The 8,861-nt window shown below is 51.1% G+C and carries 11 protein-coding genes; 9 read left to right on the top strand and 2 right to left on the bottom strand.

The genetic code is table 11. From position 1 onward, the window contains the following. Positions 1 to 119, bottom strand: a 119-nt coding sequence (locus AC52W5_RS13415; RefSeq protein ID WP_495671355.1) for a recombinase family protein, incomplete at its 3' end; no start/stop codon positions are given. A 401-nt stretch (positions 120 to 520) separates the two neighbouring features. Here AC52W5_RS13415 and trhA point away from each other — a divergent pair. From trhA to AC52W5_RS13375, 8 genes are all read left to right on the top strand, one after another. Continuing rightward, the gene (gene trhA / locus AC52W5_RS13410) at positions 521 to 1,180 is read left to right on the top strand and encodes a PAQR family membrane homeostasis protein TrhA (protein ID WP_495671354.1); all 660 of its coding nucleotides are present in this window, start codon (positions 521 to 523) and stop codon (positions 1,178 to 1,180) included. A gap of 172 nt (positions 1,181 to 1,352) precedes the next feature. Then, positions 1,353 to 1,562 carry a cold-shock protein gene (locus AC52W5_RS13405; protein WP_074976095.1) on the top strand — a complete coding sequence of 70 codons (210 nt, stop codon included), beginning with the start codon at positions 1,353 to 1,355 and terminating at the stop codon, positions 1,560 to 1,562. Between the two features lie 425 nt (positions 1,563 to 1,987). Next, the gene (locus AC52W5_RS13400) at positions 1,988 to 3,229 is read left to right on the top strand and encodes a GAF domain-containing sensor histidine kinase (RefSeq protein WP_495671353.1); all 1,242 of its coding nucleotides are present in this window, start codon (positions 1,988 to 1,990) and stop codon (positions 3,227 to 3,229) included. 285 nt (positions 3,230 to 3,514) lie between these two features. Further along, positions 3,515 to 4,006: an SRPBCC family protein gene (locus tag AC52W5_RS13395; RefSeq protein ID WP_495671352.1), complete on the top strand. Its 492-nt coding sequence runs from the start codon at positions 3,515 to 3,517 to the stop codon at positions 4,004 to 4,006. 209 nt (positions 4,007 to 4,215) lie between these two features. After that, positions 4,216 to 4,680, top strand: a complete 465-nt coding sequence (traD, locus tag AC52W5_RS13390) for a conjugal transfer protein TraD (protein ID WP_495671351.1) — start codon at positions 4,216 to 4,218, stop codon at positions 4,678 to 4,680. Positions 4,681 to 4,954: 274 nt separating this feature from the next. Next, positions 4,955 to 5,242: a ribbon-helix-helix domain-containing protein gene (locus AC52W5_RS13385; protein ID WP_495671350.1), complete on the top strand. Its 288-nt coding sequence runs from the start codon at positions 4,955 to 4,957 to the stop codon at positions 5,240 to 5,242. 265 nt (positions 5,243 to 5,507) lie between these two features. Continuing rightward, positions 5,508 to 6,497, top strand: coding sequence for a tyrosine-type recombinase/integrase (locus AC52W5_RS13380; protein WP_495671349.1), 990 nt, complete (start codon positions 5,508 to 5,510; stop codon positions 6,495 to 6,497). Between the two features lie 138 nt (positions 6,498 to 6,635). After that, the gene (locus AC52W5_RS13375; protein ID WP_495671348.1) at positions 6,636 to 6,815 is read left to right on the top strand and encodes a hypothetical protein; all 180 of its coding nucleotides are present in this window, start codon (positions 6,636 to 6,638) and stop codon (positions 6,813 to 6,815) included. A gap of 7 nt (positions 6,816 to 6,822) precedes the next feature. Here the strand turns inward: AC52W5_RS13375 and AC52W5_RS13370 are convergent, their stop codons facing one another. After that, the gene (locus AC52W5_RS13370; RefSeq protein ID WP_495671347.1) at positions 6,823 to 7,920 is read right to left on the bottom strand and encodes a hypothetical protein; all 1,098 of its coding nucleotides are present in this window, start codon (positions 7,918 to 7,920) and stop codon (positions 6,823 to 6,825) included. Between the two features lie 388 nt (positions 7,921 to 8,308). Here AC52W5_RS13370 and AC52W5_RS13365 point away from each other — a divergent pair. Then, on the top strand, positions 8,309 to 8,861 hold a 553-nt coding region (locus AC52W5_RS13365), incomplete at its 3' end, for a methane monooxygenase/ammonia monooxygenase subunit C (protein WP_495671346.1).

Here is an 8,861-nt window from a genome sequence, read left to right as displayed (position 1 = left end):
ACCGAGGAGACTTGTTCCCGAAAGATTTTCTCGCACTTGACGCCTTCAAGTTCTTTGAGCTGCGCCTCGAAACCGGCACTCTGATCGATCGTTGAAGTTCTCGCGTAACCGATGATCATTTGCCCTCACAAGAATTAAGTATGCTGTGATAGAGCACCGATCATAAATCAAAACTGTATCTAGTGATAGAATTTTTGAGGGGTTAATGAGGCTCTCACTAGAGCTAGCCCTAATGAGAGACTCAGTGTTAACCGTCTCCCTAGCAAGAGGGATATGTAAGCCCAAGGTTAGCTATACTGAAATTGTTCTGAACAAGAGACCTAACATGGATAAAAAAGAAAGCTAGAGCGTTATAAACAAGGCGACAAAGCTTGAATGTTTGGGTCAACGAGATGTTCGATAAGCGCATCAGGCTTATACTTAATTAGTCCTTTCGCCTTTCCGTATGGAACAAGACCCGACTGGGAGATAGTCAAACAAGGTGGGTTGTTAGAGAGGCGCCAAGATTGGCTCAAGTATCATGCCGTACTTCAATCAGTTGCCGCTAAAGCGTGAGCAGTCACAACCGGAAGAAATTGCAAATAGTATTAGCCATGGTATAGCCTTGGTTGCGGCACTCGTAGGAGCTCCATTTCTCATCACTCATGCCGCCCGCTCCGGCGACGCAGGATTCCTTGTAGGCACGAGTCTCTTCTCCGCGACTGTCATATTTCTTTATCTTGTCTCGACCATCTACCATGCGTTGCCGGCAGGCAAGGCCAAGCGCGTGTTTAAAGTTGTCGAGCATTCTGCCATCTTTGTTCTTATCGGGGGCACATACACGCCATTCACGCTTGGGGTCCTTGATGGAGTATGGGGACGTGCCCTTCTCGTGGGAATTTGGGGTCTTGCGGTGGCCGGTATAATGCTCAAGGTATTTTATAAAGCCTCTTTACCCATTCTATCAACTATCCTCTATCTGTTCATGGGGTGGCTTGTTGTGATTGCGGCTAATCCATTGGTGGCTAAAATGCCAATACAAGGGTTGCTCTGGTTGACTACAGGAGGCGTGTCTTACACACTCGGCGTAGTTTTTTTTGCACTCGATTCTCGGCTGCGGTATGGTCATCTGGTTTGGCACCTCTTTGTGATAGCGGGCACAACATGCCATTACTTCGCCGTGCTCTGGTATGCCGCCTAATGGGGCGGTCATGCGAAATAAAGTTTGACGTTCTTCAAATAGCGTGTATCCTGCGGTAGGTCTTTTGGATTCAAGCTGTAAAACGATACCTCTGGTTGACTCTTTCCCTTGATATTCAGCGACTGATCACTTACAGATGACTGTGAGTGGAATTTTATTAAGGAGAAATGACATGGCAACAGAAACTGGTATTGTGAAATGGTTTAGCGATGACAAAGGCTTTGGCTTTATTACCTCAGATGAAGGCGGAAAAGATTTGTTTGCCCACTTCTCTTCAATTGTGGGTGAAGGTTTCAAAACCTTGCAAGAGGCCCAGCGTGTCACTTTTGATGTGATAACCGGTCCCAAGGGTTTACAGGCATCGAATATTAGACCCCAGTAAAAAGTCAACAAAGCAAACGAAAATCCTATTTGGATTTTCGTTTGAGAAATCCTACTGCCCCAAGCGGGTTAGTCCGCGCCAGATTCTTTTCCCCCGAACTCCATACCATTTACAGTTATCCTGCTACGGAACTCCCCCTGGAGTGAATGACCTTGTTGCGCTATAGACCATGTCATCCGCTTCTTCTCCGCGCATTCCACTAAAAATATAAATATGACGTTCCGTTTCGGTTCCAGTCAAGCGACCCGAACCGAATAAAACCGAGACTCAACGGCAGCGGAATATCTTCTGAAGCTTTTCAGGAAACTCCCATTATCAGCAGGCGTGCTATGTTCAAGCTCGAGCCATCAGAGTAGATTCTGCCGGTAGAAAAAGACTGACTTCACAGGCTGAGCAGTTGCTTCCAAAAATTAATCGGTTGATATATGCCAGCGAATGAAACAGAGCGAACGCTCGTGTTGAAGCAATATGAGATATTGTTACCCATCCCAGATCGAACTCTAGATCGAATTACCGCACTCGCAGCACGCCTGTTTGATGTTCCGGTTGCAGTAATCGGAATTGTCGATAGGGATCATATCCGGCTTGTATCCGGCTGTGGTCTTGAAACCACCGAAATTGGATTTGTCCCGGAATATCCGGCAATCACCATGCTACGTGATGCTCCCTATATTGTTGCAAATACGAAGATTGATACTAGCCCGCTTACAAAAACGCTTGCGGCCGGGGTAAAAGGTATGGGGTTTTATGCGGGTGCGCCCTTGATTACAGTTGGAGGTTTTAATCTGGGATCATTATGGATTATTGATCGAAAGCCTCGGATATTGAATGAGAAAGAATTTGCCAGCTTGCGGGATTTGGCCTATCTCATCATGGATCGGTTGGAATCAAGCCTAAACTTGAGCCGAATACTGACCCAGATAATTCGGAACAAAGATGCCACGAGAAAAATCAGCTTGGAGCAATCGGAAATTATTTCCAGTATGGGTCACGAATTACGAACGCCGCTAAATACCATACTCGGATTTGCTCAACTTTTGGAAATGGATAATCCACCTCCAACACCATCCCAAAAGGCAAATATTGAACATATTCTTGAATCGGGATGGTACCTGCTAAGTCTGGTTAATCAGCTCCTCCCTTCTGCAGCAATTGAGTCGGGGAAGTTATTCCTGTCGCAAAAGCCATTATTGCTATTCACCATATTAGAAGAGTGCCAAACGATGATTAAATCCCAGGCACAGAAAAAGAATATCAAATTGAATTTTCCTCGATATGAAAATGAGCTTCCCGTGCATGTATTGGCAGACGAAACCAAGCTGAAGCAGGTTCTAATCAATCTTCTCACCAATGCGATCAAATATAACCGGGAGGGGGGTGATGTAACAGTGGAATATTCTCAAAATACCTCTGGGGTGACTCGCATTAGCATTCATGACACTGGCTCTGGATTAACACAAGATCAGCTCGACAAGCTGTTTCAGCCGTTCAATCGCCTTGGTCGTGAGCGCGGTTCTGAGGAAGGTACTGGTATTGGGTTGGTCGTTACGAAAAAACTGGTTGAATTTATGGGAGGAGAAATCGGTGTTGAAAGTGTTGTCGCGGCCGGCAGTACATTCTGGATTGCTCTGCCGTCAGCCGAACGGCCCCAAATCAAAGATCAATGAAGGGTGGGGCAACGAACAGACCGTGGGGGCATGGTTCGGTAATATGAACAGTTTTCTTTAGGAAATCATCAACGGTTCGAATAAACGAGAACAGCTTTTGATGATTTTAATAATCTATAGTGCATGGCCGCGATCAGGATTAAGATCAAAGAGCCGACTTCCAAATCCCTGGGTTACCTCTCACTCAAGGAATCCCCTTTCAAAGAGTATACCCATATGTTCAGTTTGCGATCGATATTTGATTCGAAACCGGTTCAACCGGTAGCTTCTAAAGCAAGTATTCTTATGAAGGGTTCTACTGAGCAGATATTTCGCTATCTGGGCGATAATTTCTTTGAAAATTATCCAAAATGGTCTCCTGAAGTTAAAGAGCTTAAGCAAATCGGAGATCAACCAATGGGACCAGGAGTTACCGCAAGGCAGGTGCGTGTTGATGGTGGACACCGATCTGAATCCAAATTCAGAATTACGCTTTATGAACCCAACCGTTCCTTAGCTTTTGCAGGTATTTCTGAGCCTTTTCACTGCATGTACGAGATACAGGATGAAGGTAGAGAAGGTTTGGTCAAACTGATATTTACCTTCGAGTTGTTGGAGATGAAGATATTTATGCGACCCTTCGAACGACTAATACGCATCGCAGTTCAGCATGGAGCTGAGCGAACGGTACGTAATATAAAAAACCTGATCGAGGCTGACGCTGATATTGCAATTAACACATACGATACGGAGAGCTATACGACTACTCAAACATCGGACGAGAGGATAGCTGGATAGCAAGTCGCAAAGCAGACGAACCTGTGCGTTGACTTTACATCCATCGATCGGATACTTGACGTCGGACACCTATTTTCCGCTCGCTAACTCGCTGAGCTGGATATCTGATCACACTACCCCTCAAGATGAGGATTTACGGTCTCCAGCTTACTCTCACCTCTCTCGAAGCAGATAGAACGGGCCGTCAATCAATGAACCAGGAGGTGTTCATGTTGCACGACAAATGGCTTACCGTGAGACTGGCGTATCTACGTGGCCTCAAAGCACCCAGCGAACAACAACAACAGCTCCTCCTGTTGGCGGACAAGCTCAAGCGCACTGACGCAGACTCCCGTATCCTTACCGCGTTAATCAAGGCGGAGGCGGCGGCCGAGCGAGCACAAAGGGCAAAGGCAGAAGCCGCCCGTCTTGCGGCAAGGGACGAGGAAGCAGCACGTATTTTGGAAGCGATCAACAGGGAGGAGGCCTCCAGAGAGCGTGACCAGGAATTGTACAATGCTGCCGAGTTGCTGATTCTCGCAGGTCTCGTGGATCCGGCAACCCGTACTCCGGCATTCGATCGAGGGGAGCTACTGGGTGCCCTGCTGGGGCTGGCAAATGTGCCGGCAGAGGATCCTAGAAGACGGGAGTGGAAACGTGCCGGAGATGCATTGCTCGCTGAGAAAACAAAATAAGAATCATAACCGTGCCGCTTTTATCCCTACCCAACATGCCCGTCAACATCAAGGTTGCTATCCAGGGACTTCGGGTCATCTTCCATTTCAACATAATTACGATAGAAGGCATCTTTGGCACGTCCATTCTGACGGGTTTTTTTGAAAGACATGTTGATCAGGTTCCTATACTTTTACCCATGATAACCTATTTTATCATGGGTAAAATCCCCCTCCAGATTCAGCCCAGAAGTATGATAAAGTATGATCTCCAAGACCCGTATCTGGAGACTGAATGACCGAGCTCGAGCGCCTGACCATCACGCTCACCCCTGAACTGACCGAGACGATCAAGGCGGCCGTGCTTGATGGCGATTATGCCTCGGCCAGCGAAGTGATCCGCGAGGCGCTGCGCGACTGGAAGCTCCGGCGTGAGCTGCGGCACGAGGAGTTGACAGCGCTCAAGGCGGACATCGACCAGGCGCTAAATGAGGTTGCGGCCGGACGGCTGAGCGAATTCAACAGCGAGCGGATCATCGAGCGCGCACGGAAACTATTGGCCGCGCGCAAGCGTTGGGGCTGACAGCTGAAGTCGACCTCGCGCATATATGACAAGGTGTGCATATATATATAGGGAAAAAATTGGGAGGCGCGGCTTGCGGTTTTTTCCAGCCAGCGCCTGTGCTGCGGTCACTGCCTGCGCTGGGATGAAGACGGATTGAGAAGATCCGGGAGCCGCGGTCACTCGCCCTTCCGTCTCCAGAACAATTGATTGTCTGCTTGTTGAATAAAGATTGTGCCTATGATCAGCATGGATATTGCCGTACTTAGTCCCAGGATGAATTGGCATGAGTGAAGACCTGATTGTCACCCCGACAACTCCGGCTGCGCCTGCCGCTGGCAGCGCTCTGACTTCCGCCCAATTTCGCAAGCTTGCCGAGGTTCCGCCCGAGATCGAGTGGTTCGCCAACATCGACAACCGGCAGACCCGGCGCGCGTACCAGAATGACCTGCGCGGCTTCATGGCTTTTGCCGGCATCGTCAACCCGGAGGATTTCCGCATCGTGACCCGCAGCCATGTGCTGGCCTGGAGAAAGAGCCTGGAAGAAGAGCAACTGGGCGGTGCGACCATCCGCAGGAAACTGGCGGCACTATCCTCCCTGTTCGAATACCTGTGCGAGTCCAATGCGGTGACGCACAATCCGGTCAAGGGGGTGAAGCGGCCGCCCGTCGAATCCTGGCAGGGCAAGACCCCGGCGCTGGGTGACACGCAGGCGCGCGCCCTGCTCGATGCGCCAGACGCAAAGACACTCAAGGGCAAGCGCGACCGGGCGATCCTTTCCGCCCTGCTCTATCACGGCATCCGGCGCGAAGAATTGGCCAAGCTCAAGGTGAAAGATTACAACCAGATGCGCCGCGGGGTGCCGCACCTGCGGATCAAGGGCAAGGGCGGCAAGATGCGCTTCATTCCCACCCATCCGGGGACACTGACCTTGATCGAAGAATATCTGGAAGCCGCGGGCCATGCACCCAATCCCGATGCGCCCCTGTTCCGCCCGGTCAAGAACAATGTGCACGGCCACACCTTGACGGCGCTCACGCCCGATTCCATCTATTTCGAGGTGGTACTGAAGTATTTAAGGAAATTGGGGATTTTTGGGGAGAACATGGGGCCGCATGTGATGCGTGCGACCGCCGCGACCAATGCTCTGGATAACGGGGCGGACATCGCCAAGGTGCAGGAGTGGTTGGGGCATGCCAATATCGCTACGACCAGGATTTATGACCATCGCAAGACGCGGCCGGAGGATAGCCCGACGTTTAAGGTGAGTTACTGATGGGCAGGATTATCCTCTATAACCCATAATTCCTAGGCTCGGGAGTGGTTTCTTCCATAATGAAGCATATCCACTCCCATCCCATTGTGTATCCTGCAGTGAAGCATCTATTGAATCAAAGGTTGACAGGAATTACCAATGCGAGCGCCCTTGGAAGTAGGACCGCTCGATCCTGCCACCGGAGTGGCAAAGACGCCCTTCAGGTCACTATTGGTCAATATGGTAGTAGCTGCCTCTATCAGTGCGGCGCCACTGACACTGGCAGGGCTGACTGAGCCACCGGCAGTAAAAGCCGCTCCTTCATACCAGAAGGTGTAAATGCCATTCATTGCCGTGGCGCGCTGCTGGGCGTCGGAATTGGGAGAGACGTCCTCCAGCTTGACAAAGGCCCAGCGGTCGGTGCTGGCGGTGGGCGATGGGGTATTTTCCAGGAGATGACGCCCAATGCGAACTGGCCTGTCCCGGTTGCTGTATTCAACACGCTCTTTACGCCCTCAGTATTGGATTGCTCGGTGACTACCGCTGTTGCCGTGCTGTCAACAGGGCGTGCGGGTTCCAGCATGCCTTGAGAAAGCCCCATGGCACAAGGTTTGCCAAGGAAGCGAATATTGGAGGCGGACTGGGCACCGGAGGTGGGAACCCGGCGCGCCAGGTTTACTACGGAGCCGGTAGCTCCCCCGAACAGGGCGCCGTCCACGCTACCAATCCCATCTCTGCCGGCAGCGGCGCTGTAAGCCTGAGCCGTAACGCTGGGCTGGCAAGCGGGGGTGAGATTGGGTGCGGTGGCGCTAAAGGGCGCTGCGGTGCAGCTGGCGGCGATGTCGCCCGTGGCGATATCGTTTTTCTGGAGCTGATAGTACAGCGGGTAGCTCACGGCAACACCAAAGACCTGCCCGACGTTGGTCGCCACTTCCCCGCCGAGGGTTCCCAGTACCCGCACAATATCCAGGTTCTGCTTGTTGATCAGGTATTCGGTGTCGGAAAAGCCTCTGTCAGGGTAGCTCTGGCCGGGAAGACCCGAAGCGTCTCCTTTAAGGGAAGTCGTAAAGGTTTTGGTAACGAGGTCGCAGCTGTTGTAGCGTCCGATGTCGTAGGCCCCACCGTTGAGGATGACGTTGGTGGTGGCAGCTGAACCAGCCGCGCACTTGCCGGCACTGCCCTGCAATGCCAGGTCATTGATACGTTTGAGGTTGCCCGGCAGGTAGCCTTTTGGATTCGGCTCACCCGCCATGCTCAGATGCGGGGAATAGGCATTGAAGGAGCCGCCTTCGACTGTGTAGTAGACCACGACCTTCTTGCCGGAGAGGGCTGCCCCTGCCGCAGCGCTCATGGTGCAGGCATAACCTGCCCGTTCCCCAGCGGCCTTGCCTGGTTCGATGCCTGCGCCCTCCAGATTCTGCAGCGAGGAGCTCCCCGACAGCATACATAAGTGGTGGGGCCAGCTGCAATCTGAGCCGGGGTCAAGGCGAAGGCTGCCGGCGCTCCTCCATTTTCTCCGGTTCCTTGGCGGAATTATGATATACATATATAAAAAGGCATGCAAGCCATATATATCTATATATCATTACGATTGAACTTTATTTTATGGATGAGTTCTAACAAGTATCTGTAAAAAAACAGGTATGACTAATTCATTTAAATAGGAGATGATGACATTCGAGACTTCCCTTCAGGTAATCAGACAGGCAGAGCATGCTATCTGATTATTGTTTTCTACCAGTCAAATTTGGCTGAATCCTTGGGCTGGTAGTTTTTGTTCTTAATTTTGATACCCCGGTGGGGTTCTTGATTATTTGCAAAAGGAGTTAGCGATGTCTGCAATTACACCTGAGACCATTGCAGTTGGTCACAAGAGGGAGAGCAGTGCGAGCAGTCGTGCTTACGACATGTCGGAATGGTATGACTCCAGGTTCTACAAGCTGGGTCTGCTGCCGATACTGGGGATAGCGGTTTTCTGGGTCTGGTTTCAACGCACCTATGCCTATTCCCACGGGATGGACTCCATGGAGCCGGAGTTCGAGCAAATCTGGATGGGGCTATGGCGTTTCCAGATGATGCTCTGGCCAACCCTGGCCGTGGTCGTCTGGGGCTGGGTATGGAAGACGCGCGATACGAAGGAGCAACTGGCAAGCCTTACAGTAAAGAAGGAAATCAAGCGGTACTTCTATTTCCTGATGTGGCTTGGCGTCTACATGTTCGCCGTCTACTGGGGATCGAGCTTCTTCACGGAGCAGGATGCTTCATGGCACCAGGTGATCATCCGCGACACCAGCTTTACACCCAGCCATATACCGCTGTTCTATGGGGCGTTCCCGATGTACATCATCATGGGCGTATCGACTTTCCTGTATGCAAGTACGCGCC

This window comes from Nitrosospira sp. CT (assembly GCF_059489795.1).
The sequence above is the reverse complement of the archived record's forward strand: the minus strand, read 5'-3'. Positions and strand labels throughout refer to the sequence as shown.

What these genes read in the sequence shown, in the direction of transcription:
- trhA (WP_495671354.1), top strand. Translation starts at nt 521, where the DNA reads ATGCCGTACTTCAATCAGTTGCCGCTAAAGCGTGAGCAGTCACAACCG.
- AC52W5_RS13405 (WP_074976095.1), top strand. Translation starts at nt 1,353, where the DNA reads ATGGCAACAGAAACTGGTATTGTGAAATGGTTTAGCGATGACAAAGGC.
- AC52W5_RS13400 (WP_495671353.1), top strand. Translation starts at nt 1,988, where the DNA reads ATGCCAGCGAATGAAACAGAGCGAACGCTCGTGTTGAAGCAATATGAG.
- AC52W5_RS13395 (WP_495671352.1), top strand. Translation starts at nt 3,515, where the DNA reads ATGAAGGGTTCTACTGAGCAGATATTTCGCTATCTGGGCGATAATTTC.
- traD (WP_495671351.1), top strand. Translation starts at nt 4,216, where the DNA reads ATGTTGCACGACAAATGGCTTACCGTGAGACTGGCGTATCTACGTGGC.
- AC52W5_RS13385 (WP_495671350.1), top strand. Translation starts at nt 4,955, where the DNA reads ATGACCGAGCTCGAGCGCCTGACCATCACGCTCACCCCTGAACTGACC.
- AC52W5_RS13380 (WP_495671349.1), top strand. Translation starts at nt 5,508, where the DNA reads ATGAGTGAAGACCTGATTGTCACCCCGACAACTCCGGCTGCGCCTGCC.
- AC52W5_RS13375 (WP_495671348.1), top strand. Translation starts at nt 6,636, where the DNA reads ATGCGAGCGCCCTTGGAAGTAGGACCGCTCGATCCTGCCACCGGAGTG.
- AC52W5_RS13370 (WP_495671347.1), bottom strand. Translation starts at nt 7,920, where the DNA reads ATGCTGTCGGGGAGCTCCTCGCTGCAGAATCTGGAGGGCGCAGGCATC.